This is a genomic window from Streptomyces gilvus (assembly GCF_022513565.1).
GTDB classification, from domain to species: Bacteria; Actinomycetota; Actinomycetes; order Streptomycetales; family Streptomycetaceae; genus Streptomyces; species Streptomyces gilvus.
Window position 1 is genome coordinate 90,136 of sequence record NZ_JAKWBE010000009.1, and the last position, 21,379, is coordinate 111,514.

At 72.0% G+C, this 21,379-nt stretch carries 19 protein-coding genes; 2 read left to right on the forward strand and 17 right to left on the reverse strand.

Going from position 1 to position 21,379, the window contains the following annotated elements; all coding sequences use genetic code 11:
* Positions 1 to 6 precede the first annotated feature (6 nt).
* The 7 genes from MKW14_RS16225 to rpe form a co-directional block, all read right to left on the reverse strand.
* Positions 7 to 1,473, reverse strand: a complete 1,467-nt coding sequence (locus tag MKW14_RS16225; protein ID WP_240863256.1) for an amino acid permease — start codon at positions 1,471 to 1,473, stop codon at positions 7 to 9.
* A gap of 235 nt (positions 1,474 to 1,708) precedes the next feature.
* Entirely contained in the window at positions 1,709 to 2,206 is a 498-nt protein-coding gene (locus tag MKW14_RS16230) for a GNAT family N-acetyltransferase (protein ID WP_240863257.1), read from the reverse strand.
* Positions 2,207 to 2,279: 73 nt separating this feature from the next.
* Entirely contained in the window at positions 2,280 to 3,722 is a 1,443-nt protein-coding gene (locus MKW14_RS16235) for a GuaB1 family IMP dehydrogenase-related protein (protein WP_240863413.1), read from the reverse strand.
* Between the two features lie 107 nt (positions 3,723 to 3,829).
* Positions 3,830 to 4,156 (reverse strand): barstar family protein, encoded by a 327-nt coding sequence (locus MKW14_RS16240; protein ID WP_240863258.1) that lies wholly within the window; start codon positions 4,154 to 4,156, stop codon positions 3,830 to 3,832.
* On the reverse strand, positions 4,153 to 4,524 hold the full coding sequence (locus tag MKW14_RS16245) for a guanyl-specific ribonuclease (RefSeq protein WP_240863259.1): 372 nt from the start codon (positions 4,522 to 4,524) through the stop codon (positions 4,153 to 4,155). The genes MKW14_RS16240 and MKW14_RS16245 overlap by 4 nt, the downstream gene beginning before the upstream one ends.
* Positions 4,525 to 4,564: 40 nt before the next feature.
* The gene (locus MKW14_RS16250; protein ID WP_240863260.1) at positions 4,565 to 5,608 is read right to left on the reverse strand and encodes a sugar-binding transcriptional regulator; all 1,044 of its coding nucleotides are present in this window, start codon (positions 5,606 to 5,608) and stop codon (positions 4,565 to 4,567) included.
* 88 nt (positions 5,609 to 5,696) lie between these two features.
* Positions 5,697 to 6,383: a ribulose-phosphate 3-epimerase gene (rpe, locus tag MKW14_RS16255; RefSeq protein WP_240863261.1), complete on the reverse strand. Its 687-nt coding sequence runs from the start codon at positions 6,381 to 6,383 to the stop codon at positions 5,697 to 5,699.
* A 134-nt stretch (positions 6,384 to 6,517) separates the two neighbouring features.
* Between rpe and MKW14_RS16260 the strand changes: the two genes are divergently transcribed.
* A complete protein-coding gene (locus MKW14_RS16260) occupies positions 6,518 to 8,677 on the forward strand; it encodes an MMPL family transporter (protein WP_240863262.1) in 2,160 nt (719 codons plus the stop codon).
* Here the strand turns inward: MKW14_RS16260 and MKW14_RS16265 are convergent.
* Both MKW14_RS16265 and fmt read right to left on the reverse strand, forming a co-directional pair.
* The gene (locus tag MKW14_RS16265) at positions 8,658 to 10,067 is read right to left on the reverse strand and encodes an RsmB/NOP family class I SAM-dependent RNA methyltransferase (protein ID WP_240863263.1); all 1,410 of its coding nucleotides are present in this window, start codon (positions 10,065 to 10,067) and stop codon (positions 8,658 to 8,660) included. The genes MKW14_RS16260 and MKW14_RS16265 overlap by 20 nt on opposite strands.
* 96 nt (positions 10,068 to 10,163) lie before the next feature.
* Complete coding sequence (gene fmt / locus MKW14_RS16270; RefSeq protein WP_240863264.1) at positions 10,164 to 11,096, reverse strand: methionyl-tRNA formyltransferase; 933 nt, start codon at positions 11,094 to 11,096, stop codon at positions 10,164 to 10,166.
* A gap of 925 nt (positions 11,097 to 12,021) precedes the next feature.
* Here fmt and MKW14_RS16275 point away from each other — a divergent pair.
* Positions 12,022 to 12,564 carry a hypothetical protein gene (locus tag MKW14_RS16275; RefSeq protein ID WP_240863265.1) on the forward strand — a complete coding sequence of 181 codons (543 nt, stop codon included), beginning with the start codon at positions 12,022 to 12,024 and terminating at the stop codon, positions 12,562 to 12,564.
* Between the two features lie 212 nt (positions 12,565 to 12,776).
* On the opposite strand, the gene MKW14_RS16280 is transcribed toward MKW14_RS16275, so the two are convergent.
* The 8 genes from MKW14_RS16280 to MKW14_RS16315 all read right to left on the reverse strand — a co-directional run bounded on the left by MKW14_RS16280 (position 12,777) and on the right by MKW14_RS16315 (position 21,330).
* A complete protein-coding gene (locus MKW14_RS16280; RefSeq protein ID WP_240863266.1) occupies positions 12,777 to 14,927 on the reverse strand; it encodes a primosomal protein N' in 2,151 nt (716 codons plus the stop codon).
* Positions 14,928 to 15,017: 90 nt separating this feature from the next.
* The gene (gene metK, locus MKW14_RS16285; RefSeq protein WP_240863267.1) at positions 15,018 to 16,226 is read right to left on the reverse strand and encodes a methionine adenosyltransferase; all 1,209 of its coding nucleotides are present in this window, start codon (positions 16,224 to 16,226) and stop codon (positions 15,018 to 15,020) included.
* A gap of 240 nt (positions 16,227 to 16,466) precedes the next feature.
* Entirely contained in the window at positions 16,467 to 17,669 is a 1,203-nt protein-coding gene (gene coaBC / locus MKW14_RS16290) for a bifunctional phosphopantothenoylcysteine decarboxylase/phosphopantothenate--cysteine ligase CoaBC (RefSeq protein WP_240863268.1), read from the reverse strand.
* Positions 17,670 to 17,769: 100 nt separating this feature from the next.
* Positions 17,770 to 18,042: a DNA-directed RNA polymerase subunit omega gene (gene rpoZ, locus MKW14_RS16295; protein WP_003988945.1), complete on the reverse strand. Its 273-nt coding sequence runs from the start codon at positions 18,040 to 18,042 to the stop codon at positions 17,770 to 17,772.
* A 74-nt stretch (positions 18,043 to 18,116) separates the two neighbouring features.
* Positions 18,117 to 18,710 (reverse strand): guanylate kinase, encoded by a 594-nt coding sequence (gmk, locus tag MKW14_RS16300; protein ID WP_240863269.1) that lies wholly within the window; start codon positions 18,708 to 18,710, stop codon positions 18,117 to 18,119.
* Between the two features lie 60 nt (positions 18,711 to 18,770).
* Positions 18,771 to 19,094: an integration host factor gene (locus MKW14_RS16305; RefSeq protein WP_003977346.1), complete on the reverse strand. Its 324-nt coding sequence runs from the start codon at positions 19,092 to 19,094 to the stop codon at positions 18,771 to 18,773.
* 287 nt (positions 19,095 to 19,381) lie between these two features.
* Positions 19,382 to 20,227 carry an orotidine-5'-phosphate decarboxylase gene (gene pyrF / locus MKW14_RS16310; RefSeq protein WP_240863270.1) on the reverse strand — a complete coding sequence of 282 codons (846 nt, stop codon included), beginning with the start codon at positions 20,225 to 20,227 and terminating at the stop codon, positions 19,382 to 19,384.
* Entirely contained in the window at positions 20,224 to 21,330 is a 1,107-nt protein-coding gene (locus MKW14_RS16315) for a quinone-dependent dihydroorotate dehydrogenase (protein WP_240863271.1), read from the reverse strand. Before MKW14_RS16315 ends, pyrF begins: the two co-directional genes overlap by 4 nt.
* Between the last annotated feature and the right edge of the window lie 49 nt (positions 21,331 to 21,379).

Sequence of the window (21,379 nt, forward strand, 5' to 3'; positions counted from 1 at the left end):
AGTGGATCAGCTTTCCGGTGTTGCCAGACGGGAGCGGCGATGGCCGTACCCGAAGTAGACCACGAGCCCGACGGCCATCCAGACCCCGAAGACGACCCAGGTGACGGCCGACAGGCTGCCCATCATCCAGACGCAGAACCCGAAGCCGAGCGCGGGCAGCACCGGCGAGAGCGGGACACGGAAGGTGCGGTGCATCCCCGGACGGGTCCGGCGCAGCACGACGACGGCTATGTTGACCAGCGCGAAGGCGAAGAGCGTGCCGATGCTGGTGGCGTCGGCGAGTTGGCCGAGCGGAATGGCGGCGGCGAGGACACCGCAGAACAGGGAGACGATCACCGTGTTGGCGCGGGGCGCGCCGGTCTTCGGGTGGACCTTGGCGAAGACCTTGGGCACGAGTCCGTCGCGGGACATCGCGAAGAGGATGCGGGTCTGGCCGTAGAGGACGGTCAGCACCACGCTGGCGATGGCGATGACCGCGCAGGCGGCGAGCAGGGTGCCCCAGAAGGTCTGCCCGGTGACCTCGCGCATGATCTGGGCGAGCGCGGCCTCGGAGTCGTTGAACCGCCGCCAGGGCTTGGCCCCGACGGCCACGGCCGCGACGAGCACGTACAGCGCGGTGACGATGACCAGCGACAGCATGATGGCGCGGGGCAGGTCGCGCTGGGCGTTCTTCGCCTCCTCGCCGGCGGTGGAGGCGGCGTCGAAGCCGATGTAGGAGAAGAACAGCGTGGCCCCGGCCGCGCTGACGCCCGCCATGCCCAGCGGCATGAAGTGCGCGTAGTTCCCGGACCGGAAGCCCTGGACGCCGATGGCGCAGAACAGCACCAGCGCGGCGATCTTCACGCACACCATGACGGTGTTGGCGCGGGCCGACTCACGGGCGCCGCCGAGCAGGAACGCCATGGCGAGCAGGACGACGATCAGCGCGGGCAGGTTGAAGATGCCGCCGTCGCCGGGCGGGGCGGACAGGGCGTCCGGGATCGTGACGCCGATCGTCCCGTCGAGCAGTTCGTTGAGGTACTCGCCCCAGCCGACGGCGACGGCGGCCACGGACACGCCGTACTCGAGGACCAGGCACCAGCCGCAGATCCAGGCGATCAGCTCGCCCATCGTTGCGTATGCGTACGAGTACGAGGAGCCGGAGACCGGGATGGTGCCGGCCAGCTCGGCGTAGGAGAGGGCCGAGAAGAGGGCGGTGAGCCCGGCGATCACGAAGGACAGAGTGACGGCCGGACCGGCCTTCGGGACGGCCTCGCCCAGCACCACGAAGATGCCGGTGCCGAGGGTGGCACCGATGCTGATCATGGTCAGCTGCCACAGCCCGAGGGAGCGCCTCAGGCTCCCTCCCTCGCCCTGGCCGCCCTCCGCGACCAGGCGCTCCACCGGTTTGCGCCGCATGAGACGCGCACCGAGGCCTGGGGACGGTGAGGCCGACGGGATGCGCTTTCGCGGGGGTGCGCCTTGGTCCAGCACGCGCTGACTCCTTCGTCACGGCGGTTCGGGCGGCGGGGACCGGCGGCACCCCCGCGCCTGCGGGGACCCACCGAGCGGGGTCCCCGCCACGCCACGTACAGCGCATGACCCTACGGGCAGCCCCTTCGCAGACGAAATGCAGCAACCTTGCGTACCTACGCAAGTTCGTTGCGTTCATCGCGGGCGGATGCCCATTCGTTGCGCACTGCCCAGGTGACCGGGCGCAACGGCCCGTTCAGCGCAGCTTCTTGACCAGGAACCGGCACCGCTCGGCGTACTCGTGCAGGACGCCCTCCGCGTCCACGTGCGCACGCGGGTCCAGGTAGACCAGGGTGGGCATATAGCCGAGCCTCGCGTACAGCGCCGCCGCGCGGGCGTTGTCCTCGCCCACGCCGAGCCCCATGAGCCCGATGCCGCGCCGCAGCGCCAGTTCCTCGGCCGCGTGGATCAGGGCGGTGCCGACGCCCAGGGATCGGACCGACTCGGGCCACACGAGCAAGCCGTTGATCTCCGGACAGTCCGGATGCGCGGCCCTGACCTCGGGCGCCCGGCCGCCGGTCCAGCGAACTTCCGCGTGCCCCACGGGAGTTCCGTCGATCCACGGGACGAGATAGCTGCTCTCGCCCGCCTCCTGTCGTGCGAAGCGGGCGGCATGACGGCCGTCGACGCTCGTCGACGGCATGAAGCGCTCCAGGACCTCGACGTCCTGAGGCCGGCACTCGGCGATCTCCATGCCCCGACGGTAGAGCCTCGCCCACGCCCGCTGCCCCCGATTTTCAACGGGGGCCCCGGACAACGGACCTGGCTCAGTTCCAGCTGGCGTGCAGGGGCTTGCCCTCGGCGTAGCCGGCGGCGCTCTGGATGCCGACGACGGCCTTCTCGGCGAACTCCTCCAGGGAGCCGGCGCCGGCGTAGGTGCAGGAGGAGCGGACGCCCGCGATGATCGAGTCGATCAGGTCCTCGACGCCGGGGCGGGCCGGGTCGAGGAACATCCGGGAGGTGGAGATGCCCTCCTCGAACAGCGCCTTGCGGGCCCGGTCGTAGGCCGACTCCTCGGAGGTGCGGTTGCGGACGGCGCGGGCCGAGGCCATGCCGAACGACTCCTTGTAGAGGCGGCCGCCCGCGTCCTGCTGGAGGTCGCCCGGGGACTCGTAGGTGCCCGCGAACCACGAACCGATCATGACGTTCGACGCCCCGGCGGCCAGCGCCATCGCCACGTCACGCGGGTGCCGGACCCCGCCGTCGGCCCACACGTGCTTGCCGTACTTCCGCGCCTCGGCGGCGCACTCCAGGACGGCGGAGAACTGCGGCCGGCCGACGCCGGTCATCATGCGGGTGGTGCACATGGCGCCGGGCCCGACACCGACCTTGATGATGTCCGCGCCGGCCTCGATCAGGTCCCTGACGCCCTCCGCGGCGACGATGTTGCCGGCCACGATCGGGACCTGCGGGTCCAGGGCCCGTACCACCTTGATCGCGCTGATCATCGACTCCTGGTGGCCGTGCGCCGTGTCGATGACGAGCGTGTCGACGCCCGCGTCCAGCAACTGCTTGGCCTTGCCCGCGACATCGCCGTTGATGCCGACGGCGGCGGCGATGCGCAGCCTGCCGTTCGCGTCGACGGCCGGCGTGTACAGGGTGGCGCGCAGGGCGCCCTTGCGGGTGAGGATGCCGGCGAGGCGGCCCTCCTTGTCGACGGCGGGCGCGTAGCGGCGGTTGGCCCCGTCGAGGCGGTTGAAGGCCTCGCGCGGGTCGATGTCGGCGTCGAGCAGCACCAGGTCCTTGGACATGACGACCTCGAGCTGCGTGAAGCGGTCCACCCCGGTCAGGTCCCGGTCGGTGACCACACCGACCGGGCGGTGCTCATCGTCGACCACGACCCCCGCGTTGTGCGCCCGCTTGGGCAGCAGGGCGAGGGCGTCGGCGACGGTCTGGTGCGGGGTGAGGACGATCGGGGTGTCCAGGACGAGGTGCCGGCTCTTCACCCAGGAGACGACCTCGGTGACGACCTCGATCGGGATGTCCTGCGGGATGACCACCAGTCCGCCGCGCCGGGCCATCGTCTCGGCCATCCGGCGGCCCGCGATGGCGGTCATGTTGGCGACGACCAGCGGGATCGTGGTGCCCGTGCCGTCCGGGGAGCTGAGGTCCACACCCTGCCGGGAGCCGACCGCGCTGCGGCTGGGGACCATGAAGACGTCGTCGTACGTCAGGTCGTACGGGGGCTGGATGTCGTTGAGGAAACGCACGTGCTGCACATCCCAGTCGATCAGAGGTGGCCCCCGGACAGGTCAGCCAGGGGGAAGAGCACGTACTTCATTGTCCCATGCCGACCGCCATGCGCTGCCCGGGCGGATCATCCAGGCAGGTCAGAGGCCCCTTGGGAGGAACCTCCAAGGGCGAGGGCCACCGTGGCGGCGGAGGCGTGCGCGAACACGTCGAGGGCGGTGTCCCACTCCTTTGGACGGGCCTCGGCGTACGGCCGCCAGTTGTGCACGACGACCAGCAGCCCCCGCTCGGCCGCCTCCTCGGGCCACGCACCCGGGTCGGAGAGGACGTCGGCCAGCGCGTCCCAGTTGCGGCCGAAGTACTCCGGCAGCCGCAGGTCCCGGGCGCACCGGTCCATCAGGCCCGCCTTGTCCGTGACCCCGTCGAGGTCCAGCGTGACCGTCAGCTGTGTCATCTGCGTACCGCCCTGAACGATGTGTAGTGATCGTCGGTGTAGTAGATCTCGCCGCCCCGCCCGGTGACGATGCGCCGGGCCCCGCGGTCGCGCGAGCCGGGTGTCGGCACCGTGTACTCGTGGTAGTAGCCGCGCTCGTGCCGGGGCAGCAGTCCCTCGAAGTCGCCGAAGACGACACCGTCACGGGCGTACGGGAAGGGGCCGCCCCGGTCGATGAGGGCGAGCGTCTGCCGTGCCTCGGCGGGGAGTTGGGACACCCGGACGGTCGCCGTGCCGTCGGGGTGCCCGGTCCCGGAACCGGTGGCGGAGCACCCCGCCACGAAGACCAGCAGACACAGAAGCAGGCGGGGGACGGACCGGAGCGGCATGAACTGATGCTGCCACGGCCCGTCCCCTCGCGACCGTCGGTCAGGGGCCGTCCGGGTCCGCCCGGTTGAGCGCCGAGCGCGGTGTCGGGCCGGCCGTCATCAGGACGTCCGCCGCCGAGGTGTCCGTCACCAGGCTGGTGACCAGCCCCGACCTCAGCACCGCGTCGATCGCGGCGGCCTTGCGCGCCCCGCCCGCGATGGCGACGACCTCGGGGATACGGCGCAGCTGGTCCGTCTTGACGGTGATGCACCGCTCCCCCAGGTCCCGTCCGACCCGGCGCCCCTCGGCGTCGAAGAGGTGCGCGGACATCTCCGCGGCGACACCGAGGGAGGCGTAGTGCGCGCGCTCCTCGTCGCTGAGCATGTCGTGCACCGTGGAGATCCCGGGCTCCCAGGAGCCGATGGAGACACAGGCGACGGTGACCTTGTCGAAGTACTCGAAGGCCCGCGCGATCCCGGTCTGGTTGCGCAGCGCGGCGGCGGTGGCCGCGTCCGGCAGCAGCATCGGCGCGTAGATCGGGTGGGCGTCGCCGCCGGAGACCTGGGCGGCCCGGCGCACGGCCTCCACCGAGCCGCGCTCGGCGGTCCCGGCGTCGTACACGCCCGTCAGCTGCACCACCGTGCACGGCGGCAGCTTGTCCAGGGCCGCGGCCATGTGGATGGTGGAGCGGCCCCAGGCGAGGCCGAGCACATCGCCCTCGTTGACCAGCTCGCCGAGCAGGTCGGCGGCCACCTCACCGAGGTTCTCCGGGTCGGGGGTGTCCTCGGCCTCGGCCGGGGACTCGACGACGACGGCGTGCCTGAGGCCGTAGCGGGCGCGCAGCGCGTCCGAGCGCTCCGCGTCCAGCTCGGCCGGGACCCGGATCTCGATGCGCACGAGATCCCGTTCGAGAGCCGTCTCCAGGACCCGGGCCACCTTGAAGCGGCTGACGCCGAACTCCTCCGCGATCTGGATCTTGGACTTGCCCTCGAGGTAGAAGCGGCGGGCCATGGCCGCCGCCTGCACCAGCTCAGCGGGTCCCATCCGCACTGCTGACCGGCCCGCCGACATACCCGACACGGCGATCTCCTCACTTCTGTTCACACTCTGGACTCGCCGTTCATCCTTGCAGATTCGGCGTACTTGATCCGCCCTGATGGGCGCCGTTCACGTCTGTTCACCGACCTGTGGCTCAGTGGTCGCATGCCCAGGACGCCTTGGCCGTGGCTCCCTCCGCCTGCGCGCGCAGGGCGCGGACCGCGTCGGAAGGGTCCTCGGCCCCGTACACCGCGGAACCGGCCACGAAGACGTCCGCTCCGGCGTCCGCGCAGCGCTCGATGGTGGACTCCGAGACCCCGCCGTCGACCTGGAGCCACAGTTCGAGGCCGTGCTTGCTGATCAACTCGCGGGTGCGCCGGATCTTCGGGAGCATGATGTCCAGGAACGCCTGCCCGCCGAAGCCCGGCTCGACCGTCATGATCAGCAGCATGTCGAGCTCCGGCAGCAGGTCCTCGTACGGCTCGACGGGCGTCGCGGGCCGCAGCGCCATGGCGGCACGGGCGCCCTTGGCCCGGATCTCCCGGGCCAGCCGCACCGGAGCGGCGGCCGCCTCGACGTGGAAGGTGACCGAAGCGGCACCCGCTTCGACGTACTGGGGCGCCCACCGATCGGGGGCCTCGATCATCAGATGGCAGTCCAGCGGGGTGTCCGTCGCACGGGCCAGGGACTCTACGACCGGCACACCGAGCGTGAGGTTCGGGACGAAATGGTTGTCCATGACGTCTACGTGGAGCCAATCGGCTCCGTCGACCGCCTTGGCCTCGTCCGCGAGGCGGGCGAAGTCGGCGGACAGGATGCTGGGGTTGATCTGCGCGGCCATGACCCAAGCCTGCCATGTCCGGGCACGTTTGTTCGCGCCGGTCCGGACCTAAGCCGTTCATCGGATGTTGTGCGCGGGCGCACCGTGCCATGCTGGGCCGCTCACCGGCACCACGTACGTCCACGGGGGTCGCGATGAGGCAACTGGACGCATGGAAGCGGAACACCATCCGGTTCGTCTGCGGACGGCGCTCCAAGTGGCTGATCGTGATCCTGTGGCTGGTGGTCCTGGTGATCGCGGCGCCGTTCGGCTCGAAGCTCAACAGCGCGCAGGACAACGACGCCCAGTCCTGGCTGCCCGGCTCCGCCGAGTCCACCCAGGTCCTGAACGCCTCCGAGCACTTCAGGCCGGAGCAGATCCCCGCGGTCGTCGTCTACGCGCGCGCGAGCGGGCTGACGGTCCAGGACCGGCGGCAGATCGCCGAGGACGCCCGGCAGCTCAGGGCCCTGCACGACCACGGGATCCGCGGCGCCGAGACCCGCGGCCCGGTCTACGACCGTACGACGGCCCCGCGCGCCGCCCAGATCTACGTGCCGATCACCATGGACGCACAGGGCTGGCAGCGCATCGCGCCCGCGGTCGACTCGATCCGTCACCAGGTCGGCAGGGGCGGCGACGGGCTCGCGGTGCACATCACCGGGCCCGGCGGCACGTCCGCGGACTTCTCCAAGGCCTTCGAGGGCATCGACTCGACGCTGCTGTTCTCCGCGATGGCGATCGTGATCGTGATCCTGCTGTTCACGTACCGCAGCCCGACCCTGTTGTTCGTGCCCCTGGTCGGGGTGGTGGTGGCCCTGTTCACGGCGCAGGCGCTGATCTATGTGCTGGCCAAACACGCCGGCCTGACCGTCAACGGCCAGAGCGCCGGCATCCTGACGGTCCTCGTCTTCGGCGCGGGCACCGACTACGCCCTGCTGCTGGTCGCCCGCTACCGGGAGGAGCTGCGCCGGCACACGGACCGGCACGAGGCGATGGAGCTGGCCATGAGCCGGGCGGGCCCGGCGGTCCTCGCCTCCGGGGCGACGGTGGTGCTCAGCATGCTGGTCCTGCTGGTCGCCGAGATGAACTCGACCCGGGGCCTCGGCCCGGTGGCGGCCATCGGCGTGATGGTCGCCCTGCTGGCCATGCTGACGCTCTTCCCCGCCCTGCTGCTGGTCTTCGGCCGCTGGATCTTCTGGCCCGCGATCCCGCACGAGGGCTCGGCCGATCCCGTCGAGCGCGGCGTCTGGGCCCGCACGGGCCGCCGTATCGCCCGCCGCCCCCGCATGGTCTGGGGCGTCACGGCCGCCGTACTGGTCGTCCTGTCCATGGGCCTGTTCCAGCTGCGCGCGGCGGGCATCGCCAACGCGGACGCGTTCACCAACACGCCCGACTCGATCGTGGGGCAGAAGGTGTCGGCGCGGTACTTCCCGGCGGGTACCGGCGACCCGCTCGTGATCGTCTCCAACAAGGCGCAGGCCGTTCAGGTGGGCCGTGCCGTCGCCGCGGACCGCGGGGTCGTGCCGCAGAGCATCGGCGTACCGCCGGGCACCGCGCCCGAGCACGCCGGGCAGGTGCTGTTCGAGGCCACCATGCGCGCCCCGTCCGACAGCGACGCGGCCAAGGCGACCGTGCAGCGGGTACGGGACGCGGTGCACGCCGTGCCCGGCGCGGACGCGAAGGTCGGCGGCGGCACGGCCGCCCTGCTGGACATGGAGAACGCCCAAACCCACGACAACTACCTGGTCATCCCGCTCGTCCTGGCCGTCGTGCTGCTGGTGCTCGGCGTCCTGCTGCGCGCCCTCGTGGCCCCGCTCCTGCTGATCGGGACGGTGTGCCTGTCACTGGCGAGCGCGCTGGGCCTGAGCGCCCTCGCCTTCCGTCATGTCTTCGACTACGCGGGCGAGGACGTGGCCTTCCCGCTCTTCGTCTTCGTGTTCCTGGTGGCCCTCGGCATCGACTACAACATCTTCCTGACCACCCGTGTCCGCGAGGAGGCCGTCCGCCAGGGCACCCGCCCCGGCGTGGTGACGGGCCTCGCGGCGACCGGCGCGGTGATCACGTCGGCGGGACTGGTCCTCGCGGGCACCTTCGCCGCGCTGGGCACCCTGCCGATGGTGGGCTTCGCGGAGATCGGCTTCGCGGTCGCCCTCGGTGTCCTGCTGGACACGTTCGTGGTGCGCTCCGTGCTGGTGACGTCGCTCTTCCTGGACGTCGGCAAGAAGGTGTGGTGGCCGCACCACCTGGCGCACACGGACGGGGAGACACCCGCTTCGGAGGCGGTCGGCGCGAAGGTCAGCCAGTCCTCCGAATGAGCGCCAGGTACATGGCGTCGGTCCCGTGCAGATGCGGCCACAGCTGTACGTCCGGACCCTCGCCGAGGTCCGGCAAGCCCGGCAACAGGGGCCGCGCGTCGAGGAGTTCGGTCTCCGGGTGCTGCTTGAGCAGGTCGTCGACGACGGCCCGGGTCTCGGCGAGGTGGGGAGAGCAGGTCGCGTAGCCGACGACTCCCCCGACCCGTACGGCCTCCAGCGCGCTCTTCAGCAGGCCGCGCTGGAGCGGGCCGAACCCGTCCAGGTCCTCGGGGCGGCGCCGCCACCGCGCCTCGGGCCGCCGCCGCAGGGCGCCGAGTCCGGTGCAGGGCACGTCCACCAGGACCCGGTCGAAGGAGCCGGGCCGCCACGGCGGACGGGTGCCGTCGGCGGCGATGACCTGGTACGGACCGGGGTTGCCGTGCAGCGCCCTGGCCACCAGGCCCGCCCGGTGCGGCTGCTTCTCGGAGGCGAGCAGCGCGGCCCCGCGCTCGGCGGCGAGCGCGGCGAGCAGCGCCGCCTTGCCGCCAGGTCCGGCGCACCCGTCGAGCCACTTCTCGTCCGGACCGTCCAGAGGCGCGTTCGCGAGCGCGAGCGCGACGAGCTGGCTGCCCTCGTCCTGCACGCCGGCCCGCCCCTCCCGTACGGCCTCGATGGCCCCGGGCTCCCCGCCCTCGGCCAGCCGCACGGCGTACGGCGACCAGCGCCCCGGGACGGCGGACTCCTCGGCGAGCAGTTCCTCGGTGGTGGCGCGACCGGGACGGGCCACGAGCGTCACCGCGGGCCGTTCGTTGTCGGCGGCCAGCAGCTCCTCGATACCGGCGCGCCCGCCGCCGAGCGAGTCCCACAGCGCCGAGACGACCCAGCGCGGGTGCGAGTGCACCACGGCCAGATGGTCCTCGGGGTCCTCGTCGTAGGGCGGCGCGACCTTCGCCAGCCATCCGTCGAGATCGTCCTGGGCGACCTTGCGGAGAACGGCGTTGACGAACTTGGCCCGTCCGTCGCCGAGGACGACACGGGCGAGTTCGACGGAGGCGGACACCGCCGCGTGAGAGGGGATGCGGGTCCCGAGCAGCTGGTGCACACCGAGGCTCAGCACGTCCAGCACCGGCGGGTCGACCTCACGCAGCGGCCGGTCGACACAGGCGGCGATGACCGCGTCGTACGTCCCCTGCCGGCGCAGCGTCCCGTACACCAGCTCGGTCGCCAGCGCCGCGTCGCGCCCGTCGAAGTCGCCCTTCTCCCGCGCCTTCCGCAGCAGCGGCGGCAGAACGAGGTTGGCGTAGGCGTCCCGTTCGTCCACGGCCCTCAGCGCCTCGAAGGCGAGCATGCGGACGGGGTCCTTCTTGGGCCTGCGGTAGGGCTTGCCGGGCCGACGGTGCTGGTCGCTCACGAAAAAGGTGCTCCGGATGCGGGATCAGGCGACGCGCCCGTGGGTTCAGGGGATGCGCCTGGGGATCAGGGGATACGCCCCCAGAGTACGTCGGCCTCAGCGGCCGAGACTCTCCCCGTCACCGATCCGCACCCCGCGCGCCCAGTCGGCCGCCCGCATCGGCTTCTTCCCCTGCGCCTGCACCCACAGCAGCTCCACACCGTACGAACCGGTGCCCACATGAACGCTGTTCTTGCCGACGGCGAGCTGCCCCGGCGCCAGGTCAGTCCGCTCGGGAACGGGCGTCACATGGATCAGCTTCAGCCGCTCACCGCGGAAGGTGGTCCAGGCGCCGGGCGCGGGCGTGCAGCCGCGCACGACCCGGTCGACCCGGAGCGCCGGTGCGGCCCAGTCCACCTGAGCGTCCTCGACGGTGATCTTCGGTGCGAGGGTGATGCCCTCGGAGGGCTGCGGTACGGCCTTGAGGGCGCCGTCCTCGATGCCGTCCATGGTGGCGGCGAGCAGCCCGGCGCCGGCGAAGGCGAGGCGGGTGAGCAGGTCGCCGCTGGTGTCGGTGGGCCGGATCTCCTCGGTCACGGTGCCGTAGACGGGCCCGGAGTCGAGGCCCTCCTCGATGAGGAAGGTCGACGCCCCCGTGATCTCGTCGCCCGCCATGATCGAGTGCTGCACCGGCGCGGCCCCCCGCCAGGCGGGCAGCAGCGAGAAGTGCAGGTTGACCCAGCCGTGCGCCGGGACGTCCAGGGTGACGCGCGGCAGCAGCGCCCCGTACGCGACGACGGGACAGCAGTCCGGCGCGATCTCCCGCAGCCGCTCCAGGAACTCCGGATCCCTCGGTTTGAGCGGCTTCAACACCTCGATACCGGCCTCCTCCGCCCGCTGCGCCACGGGGGACGCGACCAGCCGACGCCCGCGCCCCGCGGGGGCGTCCGGCCGCGTGACGACGGCGGCCACCTCGTGCCGCCCGGAGGCGATCAGAGCGTCCAGAGCGGGTACGGCGACCTCGGGGGTCCCGGCGAAGACGAGCTTCATGGGCGGCTACGGGCCTCTCGGACGGCGACGGTTGGGGCGACGCACAAGTCTATGACCTTGCCGGGAAAGCCGCCGACGGCACCTGCCGACGGACACCCACCGTCGCGGGCGAGCCGCCGCAGGCGGGCGCCGATGGCTCGCCCTCCGGCACGGGCACGCGGCCGACTGCGTTGCCGGTGGACCGTCCTCCGTCGCGAAAACACCGCCAACAACATCGCCGACGGCCCGCCCCCCAGCACGGGAACGCCGTCAACGGCGCTTGCCGGTCGACCGCCCTCCAGCGCGAAAACACCGCCAACAACATCGCCGACGGCCCGCCCCCCAGCGCGGGAACGCCGTCAACGGCGCTTGCCGGTCGACCGTCCTCCAGCGCGAAAACACCGCCAACAGCGTCGCCGACGGCCCGCCCCCCAGCGCGGGAACGCCGTCAACGGCGCTTGCCGGTCGACCGTCCTCCAGCGCGAAAACACCGCCAACAGCGTCGCCGACGGCCCGCCCCCCAGCACGGGAACGCCGTCAACGGCGCTTGCCGGTCGACCGCCCTCCAGCGCGAAAACACCGCCAACAGCGTCGCCGACGGCCCGCCCCCCAGCGCGGGAACGCCGTCAACGGCGCTTGCCGGTCGACCGCCCTCCAGCGCGAAAACACCGCCAACAGCGTCGCCGACGGCCCGCCCCCCAGCGCGGGAACGCCGTCAACGGCGCTTGCCGGTCGACCGTCCTCCGGCGCGGGAACGCGGCCGACGCTTTCACCCGCACGCCGTCCTCACCGCGCGCCCCCCTCCGCCCAAAGGGCGCGCGCATATGCCCTCACGCCCCCTGTGCGTGACCAGCGGAGCGAATCCGCGTTGGTCAAGAAAGAGTTGACCACAAGGGCCGCATTCGCGCGGCCCGATCCTTTTCACGCCGGTTCGAGAGGCTTGTTCATGGCCGACCACGCAACCCACGACGCCCAGGCTCGGGCCAGCCTGCACTTGCTGGTGCGGGACATCGAGCGGGTCCGCCGGCAGGTGGACGCACTGCGCACGCTCACCGCCCAGTTGGGCAACGTCTACCGCCCGCGCCGCTCCGGCCCGTCCACAGGCTTCGTCGTCTACGGACGCGCCCCCGCGCCGACGGTCCGTCTCGCCCAGGAGCTGCGGGACAGTGTCGAGACCCTGGTCACGGCGGCGGTCGACTTCGACCGCTCCCTCGGCTTCTCATGGGACGCGGTGGGTTCCGCGCTGGGCGTCACCAAGCAGGCGGTCCACCGCCGTTACGGCGCGCGCCGGGCCGCCACCCAGGCGGCCGCCGAGGCCGAGCGCTCGACCGAGCCGTCGGGCACCCGGACGGTCAACGTCGGCACCGGCATCCCCACCGTGCCCACGGTCCCCGCGGCCCGGTCGATGCCGACCCAGCCGACGGCGGGCAGCCCCGTTCTCCGCGAGGAGACCAGACCAACCGCGTTCCCCGGCCCCCGCAACGGCTGAGCCACCCACGCCCTCCCGCCCTCCCGGCATTCGTCCGGGAGGGTATACGCATGCCCGGGCAAGGGGCACGGGACGTCGGGTGCGCCTGCGGACCAGCGGTCACCCGGCATGGAGTACCAGGCCACGCCTGCGGACCACAGGGCACCCGGCACGAAGCACCAGGGCACGCCCGGCGACCAGCGGTCACCCGCGCATCCGAAGCCGCTGGCCGCTCAGCCGATGTCCGGCGGATCGATCCGCACCCGGATCAGCGGCTCACCGGCCCCCCGGGCCATCCGCGCCGCCTGGGCGGCCTTCAGTGCCGAGGCGAGCGCGGCACCGCTTCCCGGTGGCACCCGTACGAGCGCCCGCTCCCAGTGCTCCCCGGGTGGCGGCGCCCCGGGCCGTCGGGGTCGCCCGGACGTCGTGACCGGGATCGGCACCGGGCCCAGCACCTGGGCCTGGGAGGGCAGTTCGACCGTGCGCAGGAACTCCGCGACGGCTTCCGGGGCCCCGGAGACGGCGGCCATCCGCGACACCGGGGGAAAGCCCAGCTCGGCCCGCTCGGCGAGCTCCCGCACCGCGTGACCGACGGGGTCCCACCGCACCAGCGCCTGCACGGGCCGCAGCGTCGGCTCGGCGACCGCGACGACCGTGCCCCCGGCACCCTGCGGCCGCACCAGCGCGGCGGCCGCGATCCAGCGCCGCAGCGCGTCCTCGCCGGCCCGCAGGTCGGGCCGCCCCAGCATGGCCCAGCCGTCCAGGAGCAGCGCCGCCGCGTATCCGCCCTCGGCGACGGGTTCGGCGCCGGGGGTGCTCACGACCAGCGCGGGCACGCCCGGCACGGTGTCCAGCACATGCTCACGCCCGGAGGTCCGCACCGGTACGGCGGGAAAAGCGCGCCCCAACTCCTCCGCCGTCCGCCGGGCGCCCACGACCTGGGCCCGCAGCCGGAAGCCGCCGCACTCCGGGCAGTGCCAGCCGCTCTCCTCGCGCCCGCACCACCCGCACCGCAGCGATCCGCCGTCCTGCCCCTCCAACGGTCCCGAGCAGTGCCGGCAGCGGGCGGGCGCCCGGCAGTTGGCGCACGCCATCCGCGGCACATAGCCCCGCCGGGGCACCTGCACGAGCACCGGGCCCTGCCGCAGGCCGTCCCTGACGACCTGCCAGGCCAGGGTGGGCAACCGGGCCGCACGGGCCGCCTCGTCGCGCGCGAGGTCCCCGTCCCCCACGGTCCGTACGAGCGGCGCGGCCGCCCTGACCTGCTCCCGCGGGGCGACGAGCGGCCGCGCCCAGCCGCTCTCGACGAGCTGCGCGGCCTCCACGGTGCAGCTCCAACTGCCCAGCAGAAAGGCGCACTTGTCCTGGGCGGCCCGCAGCAGCAGCACTTCCCGGGCGTGCGGCTGCGGTGCGTGCAGCTCGCTGTGGCTGTCGTCCCCGTCGTCCCAGATGGCGAGGAGCCCCAGGTCCTGAACGGGCGCGAACATGGCCGCGCGCGTCCCCACGACGGCCCGCACGGCCCCCCGCCGCACGGCCAGCCACTCGCGGTACCGCTTCTCGGGCCCGGCGTCGGCGGTGAGCACGGCATGCCGACCCTCCCCCAGCAGGGACGTCAGCGCCGCGTCGACCCGGGCGACCGCCCGCCCGTCCGGCAGCACGACCAGCGCCCCTCGTCCGGAGGCGAGCGTGGCCGCCACGGCCCGGGCGATCTCCTCGCTCCACTCGGGGCCGGGCAGCGCGTTCCACACGGCCCGCGGCGCCCCGCCCGACGCCAGCGCCTCCAGAAACGCGGCGCCCTGCTCGTACCGTCCCCAGGACCCCGCCTCCGGCCTCCCGGGCGGCGGCAACGGCTTCGGCGAGGCCCGCTGCTCGGCCCGCGCGCTGCGTGGCGGCACGGCGAGCTGCAGCACGTCGGCGAGGCTGCCGGCGTACCGGTCGGCGACGGCGCGCGCGAGCCCCAGCAACTCCTCGCTCAGCACCCGCTCGGGCGACACGACCTGGGCCAGCGCGGCCAGCGGCCCGGAGTAGTCGGACTCGGCCAACCGCTCGACGAGGAACCCGTCGATCAGCCCCCCGCCCTCGCGCCGCCCTTCCCGCACCCGGTGCCGCCCGGCCCCGAACCGCACCCGCACCCGCACCCCGGGCTGCGCGTCCGCGTCCAGTTCCTCGGGCACGGCGTAGTCGAAGTACCGGTCGAGATGCAGCACTCCCTTGTCCACCAGCACCCGCGCGACCGGCAACTCCTTGGCCAGCGCGGCCCCCCGCCACGTCCGCGGCTTCGCCCGGGGCACGTCCGCCTTGCGCACGGTCTCCCGGATGAGCGCAAGCTGCTCGGCCGAAGCGCCTTCCGCCCCGCCGCCCGACCGCCCGTTCTCGCTGCTCACCCTTGCATTCTTACCAAACGGCACTGACACCGGGACACGACGAGGCCCGGCCCCCCGAAGGGAACCGGGCCTCGTGCGACGCGGTGGGACCTACAGGCCCGCGGCCTGGCGCAGGGCGTCCACGCGGTCGGTCTTCTCCCAGGTGAACTCGGGCAGCTCACGGCCGAAGTGGCCGTAGGCCGCCGTCTGGGCGTAGATCGGGCGCAGCAGGTCGAGGTCACGGATGATCGCGGCCGGGCGCAGGTCGAAGACCTCGTCGATCGCCTTCTCGATCTTCTCGTGGTCGATCTTGGCGGTGCCGAAGGTCTCCACGAACAGGCCGACGGGCTCAGCCTTGCCGATCGCGTACGCGACCTGCACCTCGCAGCGCGAGGCGAGACCGGCGGCGACGACGTTCTTCGCAACCCAGCGCATCGCGTACGCAGCGGAGCGGTCGACCTTGGACGGGTCCTTGCCGGAGAAGGCGCCGCCGCCGTGGCGGGCCATGCCGCCGTAGGTGTCGATGATGATCTTCCGGCCGGTCAGACCCGCGTCGCCCATCGGACCGCCGATCTCGAAGCGGCCGGTCGGGTTGACCAGGAGACGGTAGTTCTCCGTGTCGAGCTTGATGCCCTCGTCCAGCAGCGCCTTCAGCTCCGGCTCCACGACGAACTCGCGGACGTCGGGGGCGAGGAGGGAGTCCAGGTCGATGTCGCTCGCGTGCTGCGAGGAGACGACGACGGTGTCGAGGCGGACGGCCTTGTCGCCGTCGTACTCGATGGTGACCTGCGTCTTGCCGTCGGGGCGCAGGTAGGGGATGGTGCCGTTCTTGCGGACCTCGGAGAGGCGCTTGGCCAGTCGGTGCGCCAGGAAGATCGGCAGCGGCATCAGGGTGGGCGTCTCGTCGGACGCGTAGCCGAACATCAGGCCCTGGTCACCGGCGCCCTGACGGTCCAGCTCGTCCTCGTCGCCCTCGACCCGGGACTCGTACGCCGTGTCGACACCCTGGGCGATGTCCGGCGACTGCGCGCCGATCGACACCGAGACACCGCAGGAGGCGCCGTCGAAGCCCTTCTTGGAGGAGTCGTAACCGATCTCGAGGATCTTGTTGCGGACGAGGGTCGCGATGTCCGCGTAGGTCTTGGTGGTGACCTCGCCGGCCACGTGCACCAGGCCGGTGGTGATCAGCGTCTCGACGGCGACGCGGGAGGTCGGGTCCTCCTTGAGCAGCGCGTCGAGAATGGTGTCGCTGATCTGGTCAGCGATCTTGTCGGGGTGACCCTCGGTCACGGACTCCGAGGTGAACAGGCGACGGGACACAACGCTCCCTGGGGTTGCAGCGGCTGCTGGCTGATCATGGGCGGACGGGCTCGGGGGCTGCGCCCGGCTCCGTCCGAGAACAGTTTATCGGTCGCACTCGGCCAAGGGCCTCCCTGTCTCGCCTCTCGGGAGGGCTGTGACCTGCGGCACGGGCATTCTGCCCAATGCACCTGCGCCTTGACCAGGGTCGCCACACCCCTGAGGCAGAGGTTTGAGAGGACTGAGAAACGAATGAAACATTCAGATGAGACGCCGCGCCACCAGATCCCAGACGATTTCGGCCAGATGTTCCTTCGGGCCGTGCGGCACGGGCGTCTCGCTGCCGTCGGCGCCCAGCACCACCGCCTCGTTCTCCTCGGAGCCGAAGGTCTTGCGCTCCCCCACCTCGTTGACGACCAGCAGGTCGCAGCCCTTGCGCGCCAGCTTGGCCCGCCCGTTGGCGAGGACGTCGTCGGTCTCGGCGGCGAAGCCGACGACGAGCTGTCCGGGCCGGGCGCGGTCGGCGGAGATCTCCGCGAGAATGTCCGGATTCCGTACGAGGACGATGGGGTCGGGGTCCCGGTCGTCCTTCTTCTTGATCTTCCCGGTCGCATAGGTCTCCGGCCGGAAGTCGGCGACCGCGGCGGCCATGACGACCGCGTCGGCCTCCGCCGCGGCCTTCAGCACCGCCTCGCGCAGCTGCACGGCGGTGCCCACCTGGACGACGTCGACGCCCGCCGGATCGGCCAGGCCGGTGTTGGCGGCGATCAGGGTGACCCGGGCCCCGCGGGCGGCGGCGGTGCGGGCGAGGGCGTAGCCCTGCTTGCCGGAGGAGCGGTTGCCGAGGAAGCGGACCGGGTCGAGCGGCTCGCGGGTGCCGCCGGCGCTGACGACGACGTGCCGGCCGGCGAGGTCGGGCTCCGTCACGCCCCTGGCGAGGACGCGGCGGCAGACCTCGAAGATCTCGGCGGGGTCGGGCAGCCGGCCCTTGCCGGTGTCGACGCCGGTGAGACGGCCGACGGCGGGCTCGATGACGACGGCGCCACGGCGGCGCAGCGTGGCCACGTTCTCCTGGGTGGCCGGGTGCTCCCACATCTCGGTGTGCATCGCGGGTGCGAAGACGACCGGGCAGCGGGCGGTCAGGAGCGTGTTGGTGAGCAGGTCGTCCGCCAGGCCGTGGGCGGCCCTCGCCAGCGTGTCCGCGGTCGCCGGGGCGACGACGACCAGGTCGGCGTGCTGCCCGATACGGACGTGCGGCACCTCGTGGACCTCGTCCCAGACCTCGGTGGAGACGGGGTTGCCGGAGAGGGCGGACCAGGTGGCGGCGCCGACGAAGCGCAGCGCGGAGGCGGTGGGGACGACGCGGACGTCGTGGCCCGACTCGGTGAACCTGCGCAGCAGCTCACAGGCCTTGTAGGCGGCGATGCCACCGCTGACCCCCAGCACGACCTTCGGCTTGTCCACCGTCTCTCCCCGGCTCGGCAACGTACGGGTCCATCACACACCACAGGCCCGACAGTCGCGCTGCCGGGCCTGTGGAAAAGCCAACTGCAATGTGAAAGTACTACTGCGCGGGGCCCTCGACGGCCTCGGACGTCAGCAGACCCGCGTTGATCTCGCGCAGGGCGATCGAGAGCGGCTTCTCGTGCACGTGGGTGTCGACGAGCGGACCGACGTACTCGAGGAGGCCCTCGCCGAGCTGCGAGTAGTACGCGTTGATCTGGCGGGCACGCTTGGCCGCGTAGATCACGAGGCTGTACTTCGAGTCGGTGGCCTCGAGGAGCTCGTCGATCGGCGGGTTGATGATGCCCTCGGGCGCGGAGATGGAAGAGGACACGCTCTACCTTCCGATGGATGGGAAAGATTGGGTGCGAGCGATCACACCTGAACGATCTGGACGATCAGGCACGATCACACGACATCCATCAAGGCTAGCAGCTCGCGCGCCACGTCCTCGACGGAGGTGTTGACCAAGGTCATGTCGAACTCCGGCTCGGCGGCCAGTTCGACCCTTGCCGCGTCGAGGCGACGCTCGATCACCTCGGGCGGCTCGGTGCCACGTCCCGTGAGCCTGCGTACGAGCTCCTCCCAGGAGGGAGGAGCCAGGAACACCAGCTGGGCGTCCGCCATCGACTCACGGACCTGCCGGGCCCCCTGGAGGTCGATCTCCAGCAGGACGGGCTCGCCCGCCTCCAGGCGCTCCAGCACGGCCGTACGCGGCGTGCCGTAGCGGTTGCCGGCGAACTCGGCCCACTCCAGCAGCTCACCGTTGGCGATCAGCTTGTCCATCTCGTCGTCGGTGACGAAGAAGTAGTGGACTCCGTGCTTCTCGCCCGGGCGGGGTCTGCGGGTCGTCGCCGACACCGAGAGCCAGACCTCGGGGTGTTCCTTGCGCATATGGGCGACGACCGTGCTCTTGCCGACCCCGGAGGGGCCGGAGAGCACGGTCAGCCGCGGACGTACGTCCGGGGGCTCGGGGGTCGTCCCCCGGAATGTTGCAGCCATGCAGCGATTATTCCAGCAATCCCGGAGTGCCCGGGACTCCCGGTCCGGAGGTCCCGGGCCTCAGGAGCCGGTGCTGCCGAACTCACGCTCCAGGGAAGCGATCTGGTTGGACCCGAGACCGCGCACGCGGCGGCTCTCGGAGATGCCGAGTCGCTCCATGATCTGCTTGGCGCGGACCTTGCCCACGCCCGGCAGGGACTCGAGCAGCGCGGAGACCTTCATCTTGCCGATGACGTCGTTCTCCTGGCCCTGCTTGATGACCTCGTGCAGGGAGGCGCCGGAGTGCTTGAGTCGATTCTTGACCTCGGCCCGCTCCCGGCGAGCCGCGGCGGCCTTTTCGAGCGCGGCTGCGCGCTGTTCAGGGGTAAGGGGCGGAAGAGCCACGCCTACGTCACCTCGGATGTCGAACTGTCGGATACGGACCGGTGAGGAACCTAGTCGCCCCACACCTGGGGAGCCACGAGCAACACGCTCGCCCGGTGACTCTCGTCGGAGACTAGCGGCCAACTCCGCCAGAGTCAGCGAGAACAGCGGAAAAGTCCTGGTCAGCCTCCGCCAGGACGGACATTTAGGACATAATGCCCCGGATTTGAGGATGTATTCAGACTCAAGCGGGCCTCGGACCACTCATCGGAGGACTCGATCGAGCGGCTCGAACACCCCTGACGGTGTCAGGAAGCCGCCACAGCGGCCCGGATCTCGTCCGCGAAACGGTCCGAGACGGAACGCAGCGCGGCGACGTCCGGACCGTGCCGCAGCACACCCCGGCTGACGTTCGGGACGACGTTGCGGACGGCCGCCCCGAACACGCCGGGAAGATCGGCGGCGGTGGCCCCCTGCGCGCCGACGCCGGGCGCCAGGAGCGGGCCGTTGATCGCGAGGTCGTACGACGACAGGTCGCCCAGCGTCGCGCCGACGACCGCGCCGAAGGACCCCAGGGGCTCCTCCCCGGTGTTCTCGGCCGTCAGGTGGCCCAGCATCGTCGCGCCGACGTTCCGGCCGTCCGCGCGGACCGCGTGCTGCACCTCGCCGCCCTCCGGGTTGGAGGTCAGGGCGAGCACGAACAGCCCCGAGCCGCTCTCGCGCGCGAGGGCGATGGCCGGCGAGAGCGAGCCGTAGCCGAGGTACGGCGAGACGGTCAGCGCGTCCGAGAACAGCGGGGAGTCCTTGCGCAGGAAGGCCTCGGCGTACGCGGCCATGGTGGAGCCGATGTCGCCGCGCTTGGCGTCCATCAGGACGAGCGTGCCGGCCGCCCTGGCCTCCTCCACGGTCCTCTCCAGTACGGCGACGCCCCGGGACCCGAAGCGCTCGAAGAACGCGCTCTGCGGCTTGACGACGGCGACCCGGTCGGCCAGCGCCTCCACGACCGTGCGGCTGAACCGCTCCAGGCCCGCCACGTCGTCGTTCAGGCCCCACTCGGTGAGCAGGGAGGCGTGCGGGTCGATGCCGACGCACAGCGGCCCGCGCTCGTCCATGGCGCGGCGCAGCCGGGCGCCGAAGGGCTCGCAGGAGGTCATACCGTCTTCCTCACGTCGGCGCCGACCGCGTCGGCGAGGGTGGCGTAGGGGCTCGTGCGCAGGCGCGCGGCGAGTCCCTTGTGGATCGCCCGGCTCCAGAAGGGACCCTCGTAGACGAACGCGCTGTAGCCCTGCACGAGGGTGGCTCCGGCGAGGATGCGCTGCCAGGCGTCCTCGGCGTTCTCGATGCCGCCGACCCCCACCAGGGTGATGCGGTCGCCCACGCGCGCGTAGAGGCGGCGCAGCACCTCCAGGGAGCGGGCCTTCAGGGGAGCGCCGGACAGTCCGCCGGTCTCCTTCACGAGGGTGGGTTCGGACCTCAGACCGAGGCCCTCGCGCGCGATGGTGGTGTTGGTGGCGATGATCCCGTCCAGGCCGAGCTCGACGGCCAGGTCGGCGACGGCGTCGACGTCCTCGTCCGCCAGGTCCGGGGCGATCTTGACGAGGAGGGGCACGCGACGGGTGCGCACCACCCGGTCCGCGGCCTCGCGGACGGCGCTCAGCAGGGGCCGCAGCGCCTCGGTGGCCTGCAGGTTGCGCAGGCCGGGCGTGTTGGGAGACGAGACGTTCACGACCAGGTAGTCGGCGTACGGCGCCAGACGCTCGGTCGACTTCACGTAGTCGTCGGCCGCCTCCGCCTCCGGGACCACCTTGGTCTTGCCGATGTTGACGCCCACGACGGTCCTGAAGACCGGCTCACGGGCCGCCAGACGGGCCGCCACGGCCAGCGAGCCCTCGTTGTTGAAGCCCATGCGGTTGATGAGCGCCCGGTCCTTCAGGAGCCGGAACAGCCGCTTCCTGGAGTTGCCCGGCTGGGCCTCCCCCGTCACCGTGCCGATCTCGACGTGGTCGAAGCCGAGCATCGACATGCCGTCGACGGCGACGGCGTTCTTGTCGAAGCCGGCGGCGAGCCCGAAGGGGCCGTGCATGCGCAGCCCGAAGGCCTCGGTGCGCAGCTCCTTGTGGCGGGGGGCGAGGGCGGCGGCGACGAAGGTGCGCAGCACGGGGATGCGGACGGCGAGACGGATCCAGCGGAAGGCCAGGTAGTGGGCCGCCTCCGGGTCCATGCGCTTGAAGACGAGGTTGAAGAAGAGCTTGTACATGGTGTCCTCACGAGGAGGGGGACACCGTTCCCGGTGTCCCCCTCGTCGG